Origin of the sequence: Micromonospora pisi (genome assembly GCF_003633685.1) — a bacterium.
GTDB lineage: Bacteria > Actinomycetota > Actinomycetes > Mycobacteriales > Micromonosporaceae > Micromonospora_G > Micromonospora_G pisi.
In genome coordinates, this window is sequence record NZ_RBKT01000001.1 from 3,027,808 (window position 1) to 3,048,469 (window position 20,662).

The 20,662-nt window shown below is 70.6% G+C and carries 17 protein-coding genes; 8 read left to right on the plus strand and 9 right to left on the minus strand.

The features are described 5' to 3' along the window. Positions 1 to 58: 58 nt before the first annotated feature. Both pta and BDK92_RS12480 read left to right on the plus strand, forming a co-directional pair. Positions 59 to 2,155 carry a phosphate acetyltransferase gene (pta, locus tag BDK92_RS12475; protein WP_121156859.1) on the plus strand — a complete coding sequence of 699 codons (2,097 nt, stop codon included), beginning with the start codon at positions 59 to 61 and terminating at the stop codon, positions 2,153 to 2,155. Further along, positions 2,152 to 3,324, plus strand: coding sequence for an acetate/propionate family kinase (locus BDK92_RS12480; protein WP_121156860.1), 1,173 nt, complete (start codon positions 2,152 to 2,154; stop codon positions 3,322 to 3,324). The genes pta and BDK92_RS12480 overlap by 4 nt, the downstream gene beginning before the upstream one ends. 88 nt (positions 3,325 to 3,412) lie before the next feature. Here BDK92_RS12480 and BDK92_RS38955 read toward each other — a convergent pair whose 3' ends face one another. The 5 genes from BDK92_RS38955 to BDK92_RS12505 form a co-directional block, all read right to left on the minus strand. Further along, entirely contained in the window at positions 3,413 to 3,586 is a 174-nt protein-coding gene (locus tag BDK92_RS38955) for a hypothetical protein (RefSeq protein ID WP_170208558.1), read from the minus strand. 446 nt (positions 3,587 to 4,032) lie between these two features. After that, on the minus strand, positions 4,033 to 5,286 hold the full coding sequence (locus tag BDK92_RS12490; RefSeq protein ID WP_121156862.1) for a hypothetical protein: 1,254 nt from the start codon (positions 5,284 to 5,286) through the stop codon (positions 4,033 to 4,035). A 420-nt stretch (positions 5,287 to 5,706) separates the two neighbouring features. Next, positions 5,707 to 6,669, minus strand: coding sequence for a zinc-binding dehydrogenase (locus BDK92_RS12495; RefSeq protein WP_211349193.1), 963 nt, complete (start codon positions 6,667 to 6,669; stop codon positions 5,707 to 5,709). 107 nt (positions 6,670 to 6,776) lie between these two features. Further along, a complete protein-coding gene (locus BDK92_RS12500; RefSeq protein ID WP_121156863.1) occupies positions 6,777 to 7,955 on the minus strand; it encodes an NAD(P)-dependent malic enzyme in 1,179 nt (392 codons plus the stop codon). 144 nt (positions 7,956 to 8,099) lie between these two features. After that, positions 8,100 to 8,462 carry a S24/S26 family peptidase gene (locus BDK92_RS12505; RefSeq protein ID WP_425462226.1) on the minus strand — a complete coding sequence of 121 codons (363 nt, stop codon included), beginning with the start codon at positions 8,460 to 8,462 and terminating at the stop codon, positions 8,100 to 8,102. Positions 8,463 to 8,546: 84 nt separating this feature from the next. Between BDK92_RS12505 and sodN the strand changes: the two genes are divergently transcribed. The 3 genes from sodN to BDK92_RS12520 all read left to right on the plus strand — a co-directional run bounded on the left by sodN (position 8,547) and on the right by BDK92_RS12520 (position 13,487). Beyond that, positions 8,547 to 8,954 (plus strand): superoxide dismutase, Ni, encoded by a 408-nt coding sequence (gene sodN / locus BDK92_RS12510; RefSeq protein ID WP_121156864.1) that lies wholly within the window; start codon positions 8,547 to 8,549, stop codon positions 8,952 to 8,954. A 104-nt stretch (positions 8,955 to 9,058) separates the two neighbouring features. Beyond that, positions 9,059 to 9,490, plus strand: a complete 432-nt coding sequence (locus tag BDK92_RS12515; protein ID WP_121162054.1) for a GNAT family N-acetyltransferase — start codon at positions 9,059 to 9,061, stop codon at positions 9,488 to 9,490. Positions 9,491 to 9,725: 235 nt separating this feature from the next. Next, complete coding sequence (locus tag BDK92_RS12520; protein WP_121156865.1) at positions 9,726 to 13,487, plus strand: S8 family serine peptidase; 3,762 nt, start codon at positions 9,726 to 9,728, stop codon at positions 13,485 to 13,487. Between the two features lie 58 nt (positions 13,488 to 13,545). Here BDK92_RS12520 and BDK92_RS12525 read toward each other — a convergent pair whose 3' ends face one another. The 3 genes from BDK92_RS12525 to BDK92_RS12535 form a co-directional block, all read right to left on the minus strand. Next, positions 13,546 to 14,556, minus strand: coding sequence for a helix-turn-helix domain-containing protein (locus BDK92_RS12525; RefSeq protein WP_246016991.1), 1,011 nt, complete (start codon positions 14,554 to 14,556; stop codon positions 13,546 to 13,548). A 206-nt stretch (positions 14,557 to 14,762) separates the two neighbouring features. Further along, positions 14,763 to 16,766, minus strand: a complete 2,004-nt coding sequence (locus BDK92_RS12530; protein WP_121156867.1) for a prolyl oligopeptidase family serine peptidase — start codon at positions 16,764 to 16,766, stop codon at positions 14,763 to 14,765. Between the two features lie 137 nt (positions 16,767 to 16,903). After that, positions 16,904 to 17,857, minus strand: a complete 954-nt coding sequence (locus tag BDK92_RS12535; protein ID WP_121156868.1) for an aminoglycoside phosphotransferase family protein — start codon at positions 17,855 to 17,857, stop codon at positions 16,904 to 16,906. A 273-nt stretch (positions 17,858 to 18,130) separates the two neighbouring features. Here BDK92_RS12535 and BDK92_RS12540 point away from each other — a divergent pair, with 273 nt between their 5' ends. After that, entirely contained in the window at positions 18,131 to 18,538 is a 408-nt protein-coding gene (locus BDK92_RS12540) for an ATP-binding protein (RefSeq protein ID WP_121162056.1), read from the plus strand. A gap of 13 nt (positions 18,539 to 18,551) precedes the next feature. Here BDK92_RS12540 and BDK92_RS12545 read toward each other — a convergent pair whose 3' ends face one another. Beyond that, on the minus strand, positions 18,552 to 18,941 hold the full coding sequence (locus tag BDK92_RS12545) for a hypothetical protein (RefSeq protein ID WP_121162058.1): 390 nt from the start codon (positions 18,939 to 18,941) through the stop codon (positions 18,552 to 18,554). A gap of 61 nt (positions 18,942 to 19,002) precedes the next feature. Between BDK92_RS12545 and BDK92_RS12550 the strand changes: the two genes are divergently transcribed. Continuing rightward, entirely contained in the window at positions 19,003 to 19,953 is a 951-nt protein-coding gene (locus tag BDK92_RS12550) for a diacylglycerol/lipid kinase family protein (RefSeq protein ID WP_121156869.1), read from the plus strand. Between the two features lie 432 nt (positions 19,954 to 20,385). Continuing rightward, positions 20,386 to 20,643 carry a WhiB family transcriptional regulator gene (locus BDK92_RS12555; protein WP_121156870.1) on the plus strand — a complete coding sequence of 86 codons (258 nt, stop codon included), beginning with the start codon at positions 20,386 to 20,388 and terminating at the stop codon, positions 20,641 to 20,643. The last annotated feature ends 19 nt before the right edge of the window (positions 20,644 to 20,662 follow it).

Here is a 20,662-nt window from a genome sequence, read left to right on the forward strand (position 1 = left end):
TCCCGGTAGACCTCGGCTGACCCGGCCGATGGGGCGCCCGATCTTGTAGGTTGGGCAGGTGGCACGCAGTGTCTATATCGCCAGCCTGGGACAGGGCGGCGGCAAGTCGACGATCGCGCTCGGTCTGGCCGAACTCCTCTCCCGGCAGGTCGAGCGGATCGGCGTGTTCCGGCCGCTGGTCGGCGGGACCGAAGAGGACCCGATCCTGGCCCTGCTCCGCGACCGCTACCGGATCGACACCCCGGCGGAAGACCTCTACGGCACCACCTACGCCGAGGCGTCCGCCCTGGTCGCCGACGGCCAGCGGGAAGAGCTGATCGCCCGGATCGTCGAGCGCTACCGTACGGTCGAACGCGGCTGCCCCGCCGTCGTGGTGGTCGGCAGCGACTTCGACGACGCGGCGGAGAGCCGCACCGGTGGTCTCTCCCGGGAACTCGCCTTCAACGCCCGGCTGGCCACCGAATTCGGCAGTGTGGTGGTGCCGGTGGTGGACGGGTTCGGCCAGGAACCGGAGGCGATCGCGGCAGCGGCCCGGGGCGCGTACCACGACCTGGAAGACCTGGGGGCGACCGTACTGGCGGTGATCGCCAACCGGGTGCCGGGGGCGATGCCCCTGCCGGAACTGCCGGTTCCGGCGTACGCGATCCCCGAGGTCCCGACCGTGTCGGCGCCGACGGTGGCCGAGGTGGCGGCTGCCCTCGGCGCCCGGCTGCTCGCCGGGGACCGGGCCGCGCTCGACCGTGACGTGCTCGATTTTGTGGTCGGCGCGGCACACGTGCCGACCCTGCTCGACCATCTCACCGACGGGGCCCTGGTGATCACGCCCGGCGACCGGGCCGATCTGCTGGTGGCCGCCGCCGCGGCGCACGTCGCCGGTCAGGTGTCCGTCGCCGGCCTGGTGCTCACCCTGGCCGAACAACCCGATCCACGGGTGATGCGCCTGGTCGAACGGCTCCGCACCGGGCTGGCGGTGCTCTCCGTGCCCGGCGACAGCTACCACACGGTGGCCGCGTCCAGTCGGATCGAGGGCCGACCGAGCGTGGCGAACCCGCGCAAGGTCGAGGCCGCTCTCGGCGCCTTCGAGGCCGCCGTCGACACCCCCGAGCTGGCCCGTCGGCTCCGGGTCACCCGCTCGGTACGGGTCACCCCGCTGATGTTCGAGTACGACCTGATCGACCGGGCCCGCGCGGCGCGGCGCCGACTCGTGCTCCCCGAGGGCACGGACGAGCGGATCCTGCGCGCGACCGAGATCCTGCTCCGCCGCCGAGTAGCTGATCTGACCCTGCTCGGCGACCCCGGCGAGATCCGCCGCAAGGCCCGCGAACTGGGAGTGGAGATCAACCAGGCCGAGCTGGTCGACCCGGCGACCAGCCCCTGGCGCGAGACCTTCGCCGCCGAGTACACCCGGCTGCGCGCCCATCGCGGCGCCACCCTCGACCTGGCCCAGGACGTGGTCGTCAACAGCAACTACTTCGGCACGATGATGGTGCACCAGGGTCACGCCGACGGCATGGTCTCCGGTGCCACCCACACCACCGCCGCCACCATCCGCCCCGCCTTCGAGATCATCCGGACGGTGCCGGGGCTCTCGGTCGCCTCCAGCGTCTTCTTCATGCTGCTCGCCGACCGGGTGCTGGTCTACGGCGACTGCGCGGTCAACCCCGACCCGGACGCGACCCAGCTCGCCGACATCGCGCTCTCCTCCGCCGAGACCGCCGCCCGGTTCGGTGTCGAACCCCGGCTGGCGATGCTCTCGTACTCGACCGGCGCCTCCGGTGCCGGCGCCGACGTGGAGAAGGTGGCCGCCGCGACCGCACTGGTCCGGGCCCGCCGACCGGATCTGCTGGTCGAAGGGCCGATCCAGTACGACGCCGCGATCGACCCGACGGTGGCGGCCACCAAACTGCCCGGCAGTACGGTCGCCGGCCGCGCCACCGTCTTCGTCTTCCCCGACCTGAACACCGGCAACAACACGTACAAGGCCGTGCAGCGCTCGGCCGGGGCGGTCGCGGTCGGTCCGGTCATGCAGGGCCTGCGTCGTCCGGTGAACGACCTGTCCCGGGGCGCCACGGTCAAGGACATCGTCAACACGGTGGCGATCACCGCGATCCAGGCGGCGGCCGGACCGGAGCCGGAAGGCAGGGTGGTCCCATGAGCCGGATCCTGGTCGTCAACTGCGGTTCGTCCTCGCTCAAGTACCGCCTCTACGACCGCGTCGACACGGGCGGCTCGGGCGGCGCCGACGGCTCCGGTGGTCCGGGCGGCTCAGGGCCGGTGGTGCTCGGGCAGGGAGTGATCGAGCGGATCGGCGAGCCGGACGGGGGCCCACCGGACCACGAGAGTGCGGTCCGGCAGGTGCTGGAGGGAATCGACCGTACCGGCCTGACCGCGGTGGGACACCGGGTGGTGCACGGCGGCGAGCGCTTCGCCGCGCCCACCCTGATCGACGACGAGGTCTTCGCCAAGATCAGGGAACTGGTGCCACTCGCCCCGCTGCACAACCCCGCCAACCTGACCGGCATCGAGGTCACCCGGCAACTGCTGCCGGACGTGCCCCAGGTCGCCGTCTTCGACACCGCGTTCCATCGCACGCTGCCGGAATCGGCCTCGCGCTACGCCATCGACTCGGCCACCGCCGACCGGTACGGCATCCGCCGGTACGGCTTCCACGGCACCTCACACGCGTACGTGTCCCGGCGTACCGCCGCACTGCTCGGCCGGGCGTACGAGGAGACGAACACCATCACCCTGCACCTGGGGAACGGGGCCAGCGCGTGCGCCGTCGCGGGTGGTCGCAGCATCGCCACCTCGATGGGCATGTCGCCGCTGGAGGGCCTGGTGATGGGCACCCGCAGCGGTGACCTGGATCCGACGGTCCTGCTCCACCTGCACCGCTCCGGCGGGCTGTCGGTGGACGAGATCGACGACCTGCTCAACCACCGAAGCGGTCTGCTCGGTCTGAGCGGCGCGAACGACATGCGCGAGGTGCTGCGCCGCCGGGCGGCCGGTGACCCGGCGGCCGAACTGGCCTTCGAGGTCTACTGCCGGCGGATCACGTTCTATGTCGGCGGCTACCTGGCGTTGCTCGGCCGGCTCGACGCGATCACCTTCACCGCCGGGGTCGGTGAGCATGCCGCACCGGTACGCTCGGCCGCGCTCGCCGGCCTGGAACACCTCGGCGTGGTGGTGGACCCCGACCGTAACGCCGGGTCCGGCGACCGCCTCATCTCCCCCGACGGGGCCGGGGTGGCGGTCTGCGTCATCGCCACCAACGAGGAGTTGGAGATAGCCCGACAGACCGCCAGTCTGGTCGCGCCCGGCTGACCTCCCGTCCCGCCGCCGCCCGCCCGCCCACGGGTCGGGGCGGGTGGGGCGGCAGACAGGGCGTGAAGGAGTCGACGGGTAAGGCGAACTAGAGGGCCAGCCAGGCGATCAGGCCGACCACAACCACGGCCGCGACGACGAGGGCGACGACCAACGGCAGGTTCGACGACGACTTGACGGGGGCGGACGGTTCGGCGGCCGGGTGCGCGAAGGCACGGAAGGCCTCGGTGTTGCCACTGGGGTCCGGGTACGTGTCAGGCATGCCGATGACCATAGCGAACGTGCCCGACAGCCTGGCTCGGACCACTCGTCGACCCGGCGAACCACCGAGGTGGCCGGTCAACATCGACCGGCTGGCCGCCGTACCGCAGCCGGACGGGTGGCCGTGTATGGCGGAGTACGCGCTTACGGTCAAAGAGGTGCGCGGAGACGACCGTGGATCGGGTCGCTCGACCTGGCCCGGTCGGTCACGCGTACCGACTGCGGGCGGGCGGTTGCCGCCTCGGGGTGCGCCATCGAACGGGCCGTGCCCCGCCCAGCGCCGGAGGGAACGTACGCGGTCGGCGTGCGTACGCTCGCTCGCGGCCGCGGTGCCGCCCGCCCCAGCAGCGCCCCGCCGTCCGGCCCACGCGTACGCCTCCTCCTGCCGCACCCGGGTCCGCGCTCGCGCGCGGACCCGGGTGGAGGGGGGCGGGTGGAGCGGTCGGGTTACGGGACAACCGGCCTACGGTCGTCCGCCCAGACGTTGCTGGGCTTGTCCCAGCTGATTCCGGCCTGGGTCGGGCGGGCCACCACACCGAACCGGAAGTCCCGGCCGAAGACGTTCTGGCGGAACCTGATGTTGCTGCCGTTGAGGTCCTCGCGGATTCCGATCGAGTAGTTGCCGCCGTTGCAGTAGTTGTTCTCGAAGGTCAGGTTCGACACCACCGGACCCGTCGTCGAACCGATCATGATGCAGGCGTTGAACGGATCCCTGGTGATCGGGTTGTACGTCTCCAGCGAGTTGCCCCGTACCACGATGTTCGACGCGCCGGTGGTCTGCAACGCGTCGTTGTGCGAGCCGCTGGCCCGGCTGAGGTGGTGGATCCAGGAGTTTTCGATCACGGTGTTGTTGCCCAGGCGCGGACCGTCGATGGTGTTGGTGATCTCGACCCGGCGGAGGGTGTAGTCGCCGCAGCAGACGGCGGCCGAGTTCGTGCCCTGACCGTTGATCTCGACATCCTCGACCAGCAGGTTGACCGCACCCTTGGTCCTGATCGAGTAGAGCCCGCCACAACTGATCCGCGACTTCCGCAGCACCACGTTCTTGGCGGTGACGGTCACGCAGCCCTTGATGTCGAGCCCGGTGAAGACCTGGCCGTCCCTTACCGCGTTGATCGAACCGGATGCCTTGAGCGTGACACCGGATGGCACTCCGGTGTTGTTCGGGCCCGGGAAGGACTCCGGGATGCTGCCGATCGCCTCGGGCGGTGGCGCGCTGCTGGGCGCCGGGGCGGTCGTACGGGTGGCGCTGGGGCGGGCACTGGGGGTGGCGGTGGACTCGGCCGGCGCCTCGGGGGCCGGGCCGATCTCCGCGCCGGCGGTCACCGCCTTGCCATTCCAGGTCGACTCGACAATCGTCGCCGGGGCGGAGTCGGAATACATGAATCCGTGTCGGCAGCCGAAAACCTGTACGCGTCGGGCGGTGTAGTTTCCGAACACCACTCCGTTGGTCCGGGCCGACCCACAATGAATCTTGGTGTCCTCGATGACCGTGCCGGAGAATCCGTCGAAGATCCGCAGCGCGTGCGAGGCACCGCCGTAGCGGATGGTCGAATTCTTGATCGTGACGTTGTTCGCCCGCACGTGGAGGTAGCCGTTGATCGCCGCCCCGTCGACCACGGTCCCGTCCTTGTAGATCGCCATCGACCCGTCGCGGCTGCCCGCCACGGCCACTCCGATGCCGGCCACGGCGACGACCATCGTTGCCAGAATTACCAATAATGAACGCGGGCGACGGCTAAATAACTTATGCCCGCCTCGCGCGGATCGTGGCACTTGTTCAATATCCTTATGCGCCGCCGAGAACCTCAAGATCTGACCCCTTCGACCTACACATAGTCCGCAATCAGCAGAGCAGAACGGCCTGACTGTACCGCGCACCCAAGGTGGCGAGGAGGTATCACAAAAAGATCGGAATCCGAACCTTTAGTTTTCTTAAAGAGGACCTTACCCCGGTCTTATCTACGCTTTTCAGGCGGCTTATGCCGCTCGTTTACCCCTGTTTACCCGGGGGGAAAGGTCCGGATTTTCAAATCGCGTGATCGCGCGTGTTCAGCTCGTCACCGCTCCCAGCAGGTCCACCCGGACCGCCCTACCGGCCGGTACGGGCGCTGCCGGGGCTCAGCGGGAGTGGTCGAGCACCACCTTGCCGAAGACCTCGCCGGAGTGCAGCCGGGCGAACGCGTCGGAGACCTGGGAGAAACCGTAGACGGAGTCGACCACCGGACGTACTCCCTTGTCGACGCAGAGGGCGAGCAGTTCCGCCAGCTCGGCCGGGGTTCCCATCGAGGTCCCCAGGATCTCCAACTGGAGGGCGAAGACCCGCCGCAGGTTCACCTTCGGCTCGTGCCCGGCGGTCGCGCCGGAGACCACGATCCGCGCCCCCGGTTTCGCCGACTTCATCGAGTGGTCGAAGGTCGCCGCGCCGACGGTCTCGATCACCACGTCGACCCGTTCGGGCAGCCGGGCTCCCGGGGCGAGCGCGGTCGCACCGAGCGCCGCGATCCGGTCCCGCTTCGCCGCGTCCCGGCTGGTCGCGTAGACCCGCTTGCCAAGTGCGACGGCGAGCACCACCGCCGCGGTGGCGACCCCGCCGCCGGCCCCCTGCACCAGCACCGCCTCGCCCTCGTCGATCCGGCCCCGGTTGGTGAGCATCCGGTACGCGGTGAGCCAGGCCGTCGGCAGGCAGGCCGCGTCGGTGAGCGGAAGACCCGCCGGTACGGGCACCAGGTTCGCCCTCGGCACCGCCACCCGCTCGGCGAGCGTGCCCGGGAACCGCTCCGACAGGATCGACAGACCACGTGGGTCGGACGGGTCCACCACCACCGGGTAGACCACCACGTCGTTGCCGTCCGGGTCGACGCCCACCGCGTCGCAGCCGAGGATCATCGGCAACTGCTCCGGGGCCAGACCGACCCCGCTCAGCGACCACAGGTCGTGCCGGTTGAGCGAGCTGGCCCGGACCTCGACGGTCACCCAGTCGTCGTCCGGGTGGGTCGGCTCCGGCCGGTCACCGACGGCGAGCGCGGCGAGCGGGTTGTCGGCGTCGAAGGTCGAGGCGAAGGCAGCACGCATGATCCGCACGCTAACAGCGCCGGCCCCCGATCGGAACGCCCCACCGCCGCAGCGCAGGTGTTGACAAGGGCCCCTTCCTATACGGAAAACGATAGGAGGGGGCCCTTCCTTACACCTCAGGCGCGGGCGACGCCGTCGCGTCGGGCGGCGTCGAGAACCGCCTCGGCCACGGCCGGGGCGACCCGGGGATCGAGCGGCGACGGGACGATCGCGTCGGCCGTCAGGTTCTCCGCCACCACCGAGGCGATCGCGTCGGCGGCGGCGACCTTCATGTTGTCGGTGATCCGGGTTGCCCGCGCGTCGAGCGCGCCCCGGAAGATCCCGGGGAAGGCCAACACGTTGTTGATCTGGTTCGGGAAGTCGCTGCGCCCGGTGGCGACCACCGCGACATGCCGGCCCGCGACGTCCGGGTGCACCTCTGGGGTCGGGTTGGCCAGCGCGAAGACGATGCCGCCCGGGGCCATGCCGGCGACGGCCTGCTCCGGGATCTGCCCACCGGATACGCCGATCAGCACGTCGGCGCCGCGCAGCGCGTCGGTGATGCCACCCTGGCAGCGGGCGGCGTTGGTGAACTCGGCCAGCTCCGCCTTGACCGGGGTGAGCCCCTCCCGGTCCGGATGCAGCACGCCCCGCGAGTCGCAGACCACGATCTCACCGGGATTCACCCCGCCCGCGGCGAGCATCCGGGTCACCGCGACCCCGGCCGCGCCCGCGCCACTGACGACCACCCGCAGATCACCGAGCTTGCGGTTGAGCAGGGTGGCCGCGTTGCGCAGGGCGGCGAGCACGACGATGGCGGTGCCGTGCTGGTCGTCGTGGAAGACCGGGATCGGCAGCAGCTCGTCGAGGCGGCGCTCGATCTCGAAGCAGCGCGGGGCGGAGATGTCCTCCAGGTTGATCCCGCCGAAGGACGGGGCCAGCGCGACCACCGTCGCGACGATCTGGTCGACATCCTGCGTGTCGAGGCAGATCGGCACCGCGTCGACGCCGCCGAACTGCTTGAACAGCACCGCCTTGCCCTCCATCACGGGCATCGCCGCGCGGGGGCCGATGTTGCCGAGCCCGAGTACGGCGGAACCGTCGGTAACCACCGCCACGGTGTGCGAGACCCAGGTGTAGTCGTCGACCAGTTCCGGGTCGGCGGCGATCGCCTCGCAGACCTTCGCGACCCCGGGGGTGTACGCGAGGGAGAGGTCCTCCCGGCTGGTCAGCGGTACCGTCGAGGCCACCGCCAACTTGCCGCCACGGTGCAGTTCGAATACCGGATCAGAGTGATCCACAGAAGACGATGGCATGGGGAGAACTCCAGGGTTCGTCGAGCGGTTGGGACCAACCGGCTCGACGCGAGGTCGGCGAATGACCGGCGGTGCGGTGCGGGGGGTCACCCGGGCACGGCCAATGAGCATACTGTCGTCTGTTTACCGTACCTGTGAGCAGGGTCATACCGAGCGGTAACCGAGGCGGCGGGGGCGTGGCCAGTAACGGAACACCACCCGACCGAGCACATCGGCCACCCCGTACGCACGGGAGTCGTCGGTGATCAGCTCATTGTCACCGTGCAGCCACCAGCCACCGTCCTGCCGGCGTACCGCCCGTTTGACGACCGCCAGTTCAGGACGGCTCCGGAAGACGGCCACCACCACATCACCGGGACGTACGGCACGTCCGCCACGCCGTACCAGCACCGCATCACCGTGACGGAGCGTCGGCACCATGGAGGGCCCGCTCACCAGTACGGGGTACAGCCAGCGGGCCGGCGGCACCAGGCCGGCCGGCGGCTCGACCGCTTCTCCACCGCGCACCGGGTTTCACCTCCACCGCCCTGGGGACGTAAGTCAGGAGTAATGTCGTCTCGGATCATCGCAAACATCCCACGGAGGGCCTTGATGCGACTTCCACGCATCCTCACACCACGTTTCGTCGCGCACGCCCATTGCGACCTGCCTTGCGGGGTCTACGACCCGGCCCAGGCTCGGATCGAGGCCGAATCGGTCAAGGCGATCTGCGAGAAATACCAGGCCAACACGGACCCGGAGTTCCGGACCCGGGCCCTGATCATCAAGGAACAGCGGGCCGAGCTGGTCAAGCACCACCTGTGGGTGCTGTGGACCGACTACTTCAAGCCCCCGCACTTCGAGAAGTACCCGAACCTGCACTCGCTCTTCAACGAGGCCACCAAGCTGGCTGGCGGCGGAGGCGGCGCCAAGGCGTCGACCGACCCGGCCAAGGCGGACGAGCTGCTGCAGAAGATCGAGGAGATCTCGAAGATCTTCTGGGAGACCAAGCAGGCGTGAGTTCCACGGTTTCCACCGGCCGGCCGCTCGCCGACCGGGGGGACGGAAGTCCCCGACCCGCGATTCGGCCGGCGCGTCCCTCGGACGTGCCGGCCATCGTCGCGATGGTGCACGAACTGGCCGACTACGAGCGCGCGGCCGACGAATGCCACCTCACCGAGGAGCAGCTGCACGCCGCGCTCTTCGCCGAGCGGCCGGCGCTGTTCGGGCACGTGGCCCTTGATCCGGAGGGCGAGACGATCGGCTTCGCGCTCTGGTTCCTCAACTTCTCCACCTGGCGCGGCGTACACGGCATCTATCTGGAGGACCTGTACGTCCGGCCGTCCGCCCGGGGCACCGGCGCCGGCCGGCGGCTGCTCGCCACCCTCGCCGCCGTCTGTGTCGAGCGCGGCTACCAGCGTCTCGACTGGTGGGTGCTCAACTGGAACCCGGCCCGCGAGTTCTACCACTCCATCGGCGCCGCGCCGATGGACGAGTGGGTGCCGTACCGCCTCAGTGGGGACGCGTTGAGCGCGCTCGCCGAACAGGCCGACTGAGCCCACTCCCCGGTCACGGTGACGGGACACAGGACAGTCATCGATCAGCGACATCTCGTGACAATTGATCACCCTCGGTGGATCATGTTCGCACCCAGGGGCGCGGCGGGATGTCCACTTAGTGCCATGTCGCCTCTGCGGCACCCCTCGTACCGCACCGGGGAAATGATCCGGCCACAGACTCCGAGCTGACGTCAGATTGATGGCGTTCCGCTGAACCTGAGGAGTCTGGGCCATGTCCACCCCCTTGCGTCGTACGGCCGCCGGTCTGGCTGCCGTACTCGCGTTCACCGCTGCCGGCACCCCGCCGGCCTCGGCCGCGCCACCGCCGGGTGCTGCTCCCGCCGCCCCCGTCGCGCCGACCGGCGCCACGTCGACAGTCACCCTGATCACGGGTGACGTGGTCGAGGTTTCCGCTGCCGGAGCCGGTCGGTTCACCGCCTCGGTGCACCCGGGCCCCGGTCGGGAGCGGATGACCTTCCACACCATCGAGGTCGACGGTGGGATGCGGGTGCTCCCCAGCGACGCGGTGCCGTACGTCTCGGCCGGAACGCTCGACGCGGACCTCTTCGACGTCCAGGAGCTGATCGCCAACGGGTACGGCGACGCGAAGTCCGCCGGACTGCCGCTCATCGTCCGCTACCGTGACCCGGCGGCTGGTGCCCGCAGCGCCATCGCCGGTACGACCGGCGCCCGGTCGTTGCCGAGCATCGGTGGCGCCGCACTGGTGGCCGGCAAGTCCTCGCTGGCTGACTTCTGGCGCGCCACCGCGCCGACCGACTCCGCCGGTGCCACGGCCCGTTCCCGCACCGCCACCGCTCCGGCGCTGGGCGCTGGGATCAGCCAGATCTGGCTGGATGGTCGGGTCCGTTCGACGCTCGACCGGAGCACTGCCCAGATCGGCGCGCCCGCAGCGTGGCAGGCCGGTTATGACGGGACCGGGGTCAAGGTCGCGGTGCTCGACACCGGCATTGACCAGACCCACCCGGACGTCGCCGGCAAGGTGGCACTCGCGCAGAACTTCACCGACGGCGCGGATGCGACGGACCACAACGGTCACGGCACCCACGTGGCGTCGACGGTGGCCGGCACCGGCGCCGCCTCCGGTGGCTCCCGCAAGGGCGTGGCACCGGGTGCGAGCCTGCTCGTCGGCAAGGTGCTCGACGACAACGGCAGCGGCTACCAGTCGTGGATCATCTCGGGCATGGAGTGGGCCGCCGAACAGGGCGCGGCGGTGGTCAGCATGAGCCTCGGCGGCACCCCGGGCGAGGGCAGCGACCCGCTGCGCGAGGCGGTCGACCGGATCACCGCCGAGAGCGACACGCTCTTCGTGGTCGCGGCCGGCAACGAGGGCATGGACTACAGCGTCGGTTCGCCCGGCACCGCCGCGTCGGCGCTGACCGTCGGCGCGGTCGACCGGGACGAGTCGCTGGCCCCGTTCTCCAGCCGCGGTCCGCGCCTCGGCGACGAGGGGCTCAAGCCGGAGATCACCGCGCCCGGTGTCGGCATCGTCGCCGCCCGCGCCGCCGGGACCGACATGGGTACGCCGGTCGACGAGCGGTACACCGCCGTCTCCGGTACGTCGATGGCCACCCCGCACGTGGCCGGCGCGGCCGCGCTGCTGGCCCAGCAGCACCCGGACTGGTCTGCGGCGCGACTGAAGAACGCCCTGGTCAGCACTGCCCGTACGAACGAGGAGCTGTCGGTCTTCGCCGAGGGCGCCGGCCGGGTGGATGTCGCCCGTGCGGTCAGCCAGCGGGTCTTCGCCACCGGAGTGGCCGACTTCGGCCTACAGGTCAAGAGCGCTTCCGGAACGGCTCCGGTGGCTCGTACGGTGACGTACACCAACGACGGCACGGTACCGGTGACCCTCACCCTCGCCACGGACGTGTCGAACCTCGGCACGGGTGCCCCGGAGACCGGGGCGATCACGGTCGGCACCGGCACGGTGACCGTACCGGCTGGCGGATCGGTGGACGTGCCGGTGACGGTCGACCTGGCCAAGCTGGCCACCGGTCAGTACGGCGGCTGGATCACCGCGACCGGGCCGGACGGTGTCCTCGCCACCACGGCGATGGCGGTCACCCTGGAGGGCCCACGGCACAGCGTCACGTTCCGCGCGGTGGACCGGGCGGGCAAGCCGGTGGCGGTGCCCGTCATCCTGCTCCAGGGCGACAGCAGCCGCTCGGACAGCCTCGGTTTCCTCTTCGAGGGCACCACCTGGACGACCCGGGTCGAGGCGGGGTCGTACCTGCTGAACAGCTTGATCGACGACGGCGGCGTGCTGGACGAGCAGACGACCCTGATCACGAACCCGGAGTTGCGGGTCGACCGGGACGTCGAGGTGCTGCTCGACGCCCGCACGGGCACCCCGATCCGGATCGAGACGCCGAAGCCGAGCGAGCAGCAGGCGGTGCTGAGCTACTACACGCACCGGGTGACCGGCACCGGCCGGGAGATCAACTTCGGCAGCATGCACTTCAGTACGGTCAAGCAGGTCAACGTCACGCCGACGAAGCAGGTGTCGGCCGGTGCGTTCGAGTTCTCGTCCCGCTGGCAGCTGGTGGCGCCGATGGTCCAGATCCGGGTGCCCGGAGTGAGCGGGCCGCTCGACGTCAACCTGACCGGGCAGTCCCCGGCGTACGACGGGAAGCGCACCTTCCCGCTGGTCTACGCGGGTCGGGGTACCCCGGCGGAGCTGAAGGCGGCGAAGGTGAGGGGCGCGGCCGTCCTGATCGACTCGTCGACCGAACCGAACGGGGAGGACGCGCCGAGCGAGAGCGAGGTGACCGCCTCGGCGGCGGCGGCCGGGGCCGCGGTGACCCTGATGGTTCGCCCGGCGGACTGGTCGGCGTGGACGGTGTGGCGACCGACCGGCGACCGGGAGGCGATCCCGATGCTGGCCGTTGCGGCGGACGCGGGAGCGAAACTCGTCGCCCGCGCGTCAAAGGGTCAGGCCACGGTCGACCTGACCCTGACCACCTCCAGCCCCTACCTCTACGACGTGCAACACGTCGAGACCGGCCGGATCCCGGACCAGGTCGTCTACCGGGTGACCCCGGAGAACTCGGTACGGATCACCTCCAGCTACGCCGACAACGGTGGAATCCCGTGGGAGAAGGAGCAGCGGTTCGGATGGCGCCCCTGGCAGACGTATTCATGGAACGACCACTTCCGCTTCGTCGAGACCCCGAAGGTGCGCGAGGAGTGGGTGACCAGTGGGGACTCACTCTGGCAGCACCGGGTGGCACACGACTGGCCGTCGATCGACTTCGGCCCCTTGGCGACGGGGATGACCGAGCCGCCCACCAGCTACCGTGCCGGTAGGCGTGCGGAGAACTGGCTGGCGGCGGTGGTCCGGCCGGCGTCACCCAAGGGTGTAGCGGAACTGGTCTCGACCCGGACGGGGAACACGCTCGCCCTGCGGGTGCCCGAGTTCGTCGACGCCGACGGTCACTTCACCATCGGCGAGGCCACCCGGATCGACGCCAAGCTGTGGCGGGACGGCCAACTCCTGGCCGAACTGCCGAACGCCCGTCAGGACGTCACCACCACCAGCGCCCAGGCGTGGTACCGGCTGGTGTTGAACACCGAGCGCACGGACCCGGAGTGGAACTGGGGCACCCGTACCGAGACGGTGTGGGACTTCCGCTCCGGTCAACGGCCGGGTGACAAGGCCAGGCCGCTGCCGCTGCTCCAGGTCGACTACGACGCACCGGTCGACCTGACCGGCCGGGCCCCCGACCGGGCGCACACGCTGCGACTGAGCGTGCGGAACCAGAACGGCCTGGGGGCGCCCGAGGGCACCGCCCTGACCGCCGAGGTGTCCTTCAACGAGGGCACCACCTGGAAGAAGGTCACGGTCTCCGGTAAGGGCCCCGACTTCCGGGCCAGCATCCCCGCCGGCAGGGGCAGCGTCTCGCTCCGGGTCCGGGCCACCGACGGGTCCGGCAACGCGGTCACCCAGACCGTGATCCGGGCGTACGGCCTGCGCTGAGTGCCACCGGGCGGGGCGACAGGTCCCGTCGTCCCGCCCGGTCCCGCGCGACCGCCGGTCAGAGCCAGGCCCGACGGGCCGCTTGGAAGGCCAGGCCGGTACGGGTGTCCACGCCGGCGAGGAGCATCAGCCGCTCCAGCCGGCGCTGCACCGTACGTCGGCTGACGCCGAGCTGCGAGGCGATCGACTTGTCCGGGAAGCCGGCCACGAAGAGCGAGAGCAGGAACCGTTCGCTCTCGGCCAGTACGTCGTCGCTCACGTCCCCGTACGAGCTGGCCGGGGCGGGGGTGCCCGGATCACCGTCGAGGCGGATCGGGGTGGCCCGGTCCCAGTGGCTCTCGAAGAGCGCGAGGAGCGCGTCCAGCAGTTCACTGCGCCGGATCAGCGCGGCGGTCGGCTCCCCGATGCCCTGGTGGTCGTCCGGCACCAGTGGACAGACGGCGGTGGAGCGGTCGGCGATGGCGAGTCGGACGGGCAGCGCCGGCAACGTACGGGCCTCCTCGCCGCCGCGTACGCTCTCCGCGATGCTCTCCAGCTCACCGGGCATCTCCAGCAGCCCCCGCTCGTAGATCGCCCGGTACCGCACACCCCGGGTCAGGGCGCCGGACTCCTCGGCGTTCTCCGGCCCGGACATGGCCAACGGGTTGGCCCGGCAGAACCAGAGAATCTCCTCACGGGCCGAGTTCTGCAGGTCGCGCAGCCGGTCGCGCAACGCGGCGGCGCCGACGACCACCTCCACCAGGTGATCGGCGTGGTGCCGCCGGGCGCTGGCCCGGTACTCCTCGGTCAGGGCGGCCACCGCCTGCCGTGCCGTCTCCAGCGACTCCTGCCGGCGAAGCAGGGTGTTGCCGAGGGCCACGTCCGGCGGCAGCGGTTCGAAGATCCGGTCCGGGCCGGGCCGGCTCACCGCCAGCCCCTTGTCCCGTAACGCTTCCAGCAGTTTCGCGGCCTCGGCTTCGGGCAGCGCGGCGAGACCGGCCAGGTCGGCCGGACTGGCCACGGAGAGCCGCAGCAGCAGCCGGTACGCCCGCTCCTCTCCCGGCTCCAGCAGCCGACTGTCGTCGTACACGTCCGCCTCCCTCCCCGGGATCAACCCGGAAACTCTACGAACCGGTCCGCTGGCCTCGGCGACGCCGGTAGCCGGGCGGCCTTGACCGCGCGATCCGGGACGACGGATCACGCGGCCGTGATCACCTTGGACGGCGGTACCGGGCCGCGCGTTCCTTGATCGCATGGCTCGGGGAGGCGGATCGGACGGGTCGGGCGGAGGGGGGGTCAGGAGCGCAACGCCAGCACCGGTACGCCGGGCGGCGTGAAGCCGAAGACCTGTCCGTACAGGGAGAGTTCGGCCTCCAGGCAGGCGACCATGGTGTCCTGGCGGCGGAACCCGTGCCCCTCCCCGGCGAAGGTCAGGTGGGCGCGGGGGACCGGATGGCCGCTCATCCCGCTCAGGAACCGCTCGCTCTGCTCCGGCGAGCAGATCGGGTCGTCCAAGCCCTGGAGCAGCAGGAACGGGACGTCGATCCGCTCCGGATGGGCGGCCGGCGAACGGTCCCGGTAACGCTGCGCAACCGTGGCCAGCGGCCCGACCAGGGACTCCAGATAGTGCGACTCGAAGTCGTGGGTCTGGCCCGACGCCAGGCCGTACAGGTCGAGGATCGGGCAGAGCAGTGTCGCGCAGGCGTACGCGTCGGTCGCGACCAGCGAGGCGGCGGCGGTGAAACCACCCGCGCTGATGCCCCGGATCGCCACCCGGCCCGGTGCCGTCAGTCCTTCGTCGACGATCGCGCGGGCGACGATCGCGCAGTCGCCCACGTCGACCACGCCCCACTGGTCACGCAACCGTTCGCGGTAGGCCCGCCCGTACCCGGTCGAGCCACCATGGTCGACCTGGACCACCCCGATGCCCCGGGAGGTGAAGTAGGCGATCTCCAGGTTCAGCGCGACCGGGGCGCGCATCGTCGGCCCGCCGTGCACCCACACCACGTACGGTGGCGGATCGCTCTCGCCCGCTCCGGAACCAGCGTGGTCGACGTTCCGCGGCGGATAGAGCAGCGCGTGGATCCGCTCCCCGTCCGGGCCGGTGAAGACCCGGGCCAGCGGTTCCGGCAGGTAACCGCGATCCACCGGGGCGTGCTGACCGGCACGGACAACCCGCAGATCACCGGTGGGGAGGTCGTACTCGACGATCTCGTACGGCTGCGCGGGCCCGCCTGCGACGCCGACCACCCGGTCACCGGAGACGGCCAGCTGCGGCAGCCACTCGGATCGCTCCCCCGGCACCTCGGTCACCACACCGGTGACCGGATCGAGCAGGGCGAGCCGCTGCGCACCCAGGCCCCGCAGTACGGCAACCCGGCCGTCCGGCAGCGGGGCGAACCAGCGCAGGCCGAGCCGCTGCGCACCGGCGAACTCCTGCTCGGCCGGGTGCAGCGCCACCGCCTGCCCCGTCTCCGGGTCGACGCGGTACAGGTTCCACCACCCGGTCCGCTCGGCGGCCACCAGCAGGCTGCCGTCCGCCGCCCACTCGGCCTGCGCGATCGGGTCGCCGGGGCCTCCGGTCAGTGTGCGTACCCGGTGCAGCCGGCCCTGGACGTCGACCTCGGCGATCCGCAGCACCGCCGCGTCCCACGGCATGTACGGGTGGTCCCAGGCGAGCCACACGGCGCGGCTGCCGTCGGGCGAGAACCGGGGGCCGCCGACGAACCGGTGCCCGTCGTCGCAGAGCTCCCGGACGGCCGACCGGTCCCGCTGCGCCGACCCGTCGAGCGGGACGGCGACGATGACCCGGCGTACGTCCGACGGCCCCTCACCGGTGAACTCCTCCAGCACGCAGCGGACCTCACCACGGTCGACGTCGATCTCGGGTTCGGCCCAGCGCAGGCCGCCCCCGACGGTCGAGACCGGGGTCAACGGGCGCGGACCCGCCCCGGGGACATCGGCGTCGTACGCGTACAGCCGCTGGTCGGCGAAGTTCACGAAGACCAGCAGCACGCCGTCGGCGCCGGTGTGGGCGTCCCAGGGCCGGCCGCCGTACTCGATCACCCGACTCCGTACGTTCCACGGGGTGGGCAGCACCGTCTCCGTGCTGCCGTCCGCCCGTCGCCGTACCAGGGCCATCCGCCCCTCCTCGGTCGGACGGGGCTCGGTCCACCACACCTCGGCGCCGACCGTGCCGACGTACGCCGGGGCGGCGATCTGCCCGGCGCTCATCCCCTCGGTGGCCATCACCGCGGTGACCGGTGAGACCCACTCGCCGTAGCGGACAGTGACGGTCATCGTCCCCACCCCCATCCGCGCATCGATGCTCGAATACCTGGCAGGAGGGGGGATCGGGGCATCCACGTGACGTCGATGACCCTTGTCGACCGGTTACGCACCGCGCAACTCTAGCCAGACTTGGTCGGGGGCGCCCGTCAGCCGCCCGACTGCCGGTACTCGCTGAGGAGGTCGTCGATGAGCCGCCCTTCCACCGTCTGCCGGCCGGGCGGGGCACCGGTTCGACCGGCGACGACGATCAGGGCCTTCCAGAGCGTCCAGGCCCGTCCCCGGGCCCAGGTCTCCGGGTCGAGGTCGATGGCTGCCCGGAACGCCTCGCGGCTCGGTCCGGAGAAGAGAGTCCAGGCGACTGCCAGGTCACAGGCCGGGTCACCGACGCCGGCGCAGCCGAAGTCGATGACGGCGGCCAACCGGCCCTCGCGGACCAGCAGGTTGCCGAAGGCGACGTCACCGTGGAACCAGACCGGCGTACGTTGCCAACTGCTCGCGAGGCCCGTCTCCCACACCGCCGTGGCGACGTCGGCCGGAATCCGGCCGGCCAGATCCTCGATCGCGCGCCGGGTCTCGGCGTCGTACGTCTCCAGTGGTCCACCCCGGTAGGCGCTGTGCTCCCCCGCCAGCGGCCCCTCGGTGGCGTCGACCCGGCGCAGCGCGGTGAGGAAGCCGGCGAGCGTGGTGGCGAACTCGGTCAGGTCGGCGATCCGCGCGATGTGCGCCTGCTCGCCCTCGATCCAGCGGTAGACGGACCAGTTCAGCGGATATCCCTCACCCGGCGCTCCCATCGCCACCGGCTCGGGGATGGACAGCGGCAGGTACGGCGCGAGTTTCGGCAGCCAGCGATGCTCCTTGGCGACCTGGAGCGCGTACCCGGGGGCGCTCGGGAGCCGTACGGTCATGTCTTCGCCGAGGTGGAAGGTCCGGTTGTCCCATCCGCCGAATTCGACCGGCCGGACCGGTAGGTCGGCCCACTTCGGGAACTGCGCCCGGATCAGCCGCCGCACCAGTGCCACGTCGATCGCCGGGAACCCACCCGTAGTGGCCTCACCAGTCGTCGCGATCTCGTCGGAATGCCCTGCCTCGTCCTGATCCATCCGGCGAGCCTGCCCACCACACCACCGACCCGCAACCGAGTTTGCTCCGCGACTTCAGCATCGCCGGACGCTCGACCGCCTGACCCGCCGCGGAACGGACGACCGAACACCTGACGATCATGGCGACCGGGCGGCGGCACGCGGTACGGGACGGCGGCCGGGGCGGTGCACCCCCACGCCCGGTACGGTGAGAGTGCCCGTCGGCGCCGGGGCGGGTCCCGTCCAGGGGACCGGCGCCACCACGGGCGTACGAAGCCGAGGGAGATGGCACCGGTGACTCGATCTACCACCCAGCCGACGGTCGACGACGACATCGTGATGCTCACGGTGCCCGCCGACGGTGGGTATCTGGGCGTGCTGCGTACCGCGACCGCCGGTCTTGCCGCCCGGTTGCACTTCGCTCTGGACGAGATCGAGGACCTGCGGATCGCGGTCGACGAGGCGTGCGCGATGCTGCTCGCGATCGCCACCCGGGACGCCGAGTTGGAGTGCCGGTTCTCGGTCACCGACGACGCGCTCACCGTCGAGGTGACGGTGCCGACCACCTCGGGTGCCCGGCTGCCGGCGGAGTCGTCGTTCGCGTGGAAGGTGCTGACCGCGCTGACCACCTCGGCCAAGGCGACTGCCGACGGCAAGCAGGCGACGATCACGCTGCTCACCCGACGCGCCGCCGAGTTCTGAGCCCGGCCCGGATTCAGCCGACGCCGAGGGCCCGGTTCGTGGGGGCGCAGACGAGCAGGCCGACGACCAACACGCCGAGCGCCATCAGCGGAATCCCGAGCCAGGCAAGCCCGCCCTGGATCATGTAGTAACCGACCGGGAGCAGCATCAACTGGAGCACGATGGCGGGTGCGCGGGCGCCGGACCGGAGCCGGCCCAGCGCGGCGCCGAGCAACCAGAGCACGAGCGCGCCTCCAGCCGTGAACGCGGTCACGAACAGCGCGTTCACAAGATCGCTCGCGGTGCTGGTCAGGTCCGCGTAGATCAGGTACGCGGCGAGCAGACCGAGCGCGGCAGCCTCACCGCGCAGCAGCCACACGGCCCCGCGCAGTGGTCCGGGCACCAGGGCAGAATCGCTGGTCACGGGTGAGTCGGTGGTCACGCGCGAAACGATACCCGCGCTTTCTCGCGGTACAGTGCCGCCCATGCGGGCCCTTTTGGTGGTCAACCCGAAGGCCACCGCCACCAGCCAGCGCAGCCGGGACGTGCTCGTCCGGGCCCTGCGCAGTGAGGTCGACCTCACCGTGGAGTACACGCGGCGGCGCGACCATGCGGTGATCCTCGCCAGGGAGGCCGTCCGGCACGGCATGGACCTGGTCGTCACGCTGGGCGGCGATGGAACGGTCAACGAGGTGGTCAACGGTCTGATGACCGCCGAGCCGTCGACCGTCGACCTGGCGCAGCCGTCGGCCGAGCGGCTGCCCGCGCTGGCCGTGGTCCCGGGCGGTTCGACGAACGTCTTCGCCCGCGCGCTGGGACTGCCCCGGGAGTGGCCGGAGGCGACGAGCGTGATCCTCGACGGGGTACGGCTGGGGCGGTTCCGGTCGGTCGGGCTCGGCCGGGCGGACGATCGCTACTTCACGTTCTGCGCCGGCTTCGGGTTGGACGCGGCGGTGGTGCACCGGGTGGAACAGGCGCGGCGGCGGGGGCGGGTCTCCACCCCCTCGCTCTACCTCCGGGCGATGATCGCCCAGTACGCCCTCGGCACCGAGCGCCGGCATCCGGACATCGCACTGGAGTTACCGGACGAGGTCGCGGCGACCGAGCTGGCGACGGTGGTCATCCAGAACACCGCCCCGTGGACGTACATCGGCGATCGGGAAGTGAACCCCAACCCCGATGCGTCCTTCGATCTCGGGCTGGACGTGATGGCGGTCCGCCGGCTGCGCGTGCCCAGCACCACACGTACGGTGACGCAGCTGCTGTCGCGGAGGAGTCAGCCGCACGGCCGGCAAATTCTTCGGATGCACGATCTTGAGGAGTTTACGCTGGTAGCGGGGCGTCCGCAGGCGTTTCAGCTCGATGGGGACTATCTCGGTGAACGAGAAAAAGTTCGATTCTCCTCCGTAAGCGCCGCACTAAGAGTAATCTGCTAGCGCTGGGGTACAGCCTCCTCCATGGCTCCCTGAGGAACATGCCGGACGAGGGACGGATGTCGGAAATGCCAGCAATGTCGCGTGGACTGTACTATATTGATCCTTGGCTGTGGTACGGCGGGTCCCGGCAAGCGCCGGAATTCGGACAAAAGGGTTGTGGGCTTGCTCACCCGCTCAGAGTTTTTCTGAGCACTCCCCTTGACATCGCGGGAGTTCGTGAAAGTATTCACAAGCGAACTTGAGTTACCGGGACGTTGCCTCGGACCGCTCGTTAAGCGAGTTGTTCACGCGGCGCTCCCAAGCGCACAACAGCCTGCGCACGTGCTTGTCGAAACGATGGGTGTACACCGTCGAAGTCGGCACCGCGGATGCATATAGGAAAAGATCCACGCTATCCACTGCCACCCATCCAGATTGAGGAGTGTTGCCGCCATGGACTGGCGTCACCATGCTGCCTGCCGCGACGAAGACCCGGAGCTGTTCTTCCCGATCGGGACGTCTGGTCCGGCTCTCCTGCAGGTCGAGCAGGCCAAGGCCGTCTGCCGGCGCTGCTCCGTGACCGACGATTGCCTGCAGTGGGCACTCGAATCCGGTCAGGACGCGGGCGTCTGGGGCGGAATGAGCGAAGAAGAGCGACGCGCTGTCAAGCGTCGCGGCGGACTGCGGGTCCTGCGCGCTCACACCGCCTGACCAACCACAAACGCTGAAC

What these genes read in the sequence shown, in the direction of transcription:
- BDK92_RS12480 (WP_121156860.1), top strand. Translation starts at nt 2,152, where the DNA reads ATGAGCCGGATCCTGGTCGTCAACTGCGGTTCGTCCTCGCTCAAGTAC.
- BDK92_RS38955 (WP_170208558.1), bottom strand. Translation starts at nt 3,586, where the DNA reads ATGCCTGACACGTACCCGGACCCCAGTGGCAACACCGAGGCCTTCCGT.
- BDK92_RS12490 (WP_121156862.1), bottom strand. Translation starts at nt 5,286, where the DNA reads ATGGTCGTCGCCGTGGCCGGCATCGGAGTGGCCGTGGCGGGCAGCCGC.
- BDK92_RS12500 (WP_121156863.1), bottom strand. Translation starts at nt 7,955, where the DNA reads ATGCCATCGTCTTCTGTGGATCACTCTGATCCGGTATTCGAACTGCAC.
- sodN (WP_121156864.1), top strand. Translation starts at nt 8,547, where the DNA reads ATGCGACTTCCACGCATCCTCACACCACGTTTCGTCGCGCACGCCCAT.
- BDK92_RS12515 (WP_121162054.1), top strand. Translation starts at nt 9,059, where the DNA reads ATGGTGCACGAACTGGCCGACTACGAGCGCGCGGCCGACGAATGCCAC.
- BDK92_RS12520 (WP_121156865.1), top strand. Translation starts at nt 9,726, where the DNA reads ATGTCCACCCCCTTGCGTCGTACGGCCGCCGGTCTGGCTGCCGTACTC.
- BDK92_RS12530 (WP_121156867.1), bottom strand. Translation starts at nt 16,766, where the DNA reads ATGACCGTCACTGTCCGCTACGGCGAGTGGGTCTCACCGGTCACCGCG.
- BDK92_RS12535 (WP_121156868.1), bottom strand. Translation starts at nt 17,857, where the DNA reads ATGGATCAGGACGAGGCAGGGCATTCCGACGAGATCGCGACGACTGGT.
- BDK92_RS12550 (WP_121156869.1), top strand. Translation starts at nt 19,003, where the DNA reads ATGCGGGCCCTTTTGGTGGTCAACCCGAAGGCCACCGCCACCAGCCAG.
- BDK92_RS12555 (WP_121156870.1), top strand. Translation starts at nt 20,386, where the DNA reads ATGGACTGGCGTCACCATGCTGCCTGCCGCGACGAAGACCCGGAGCTG.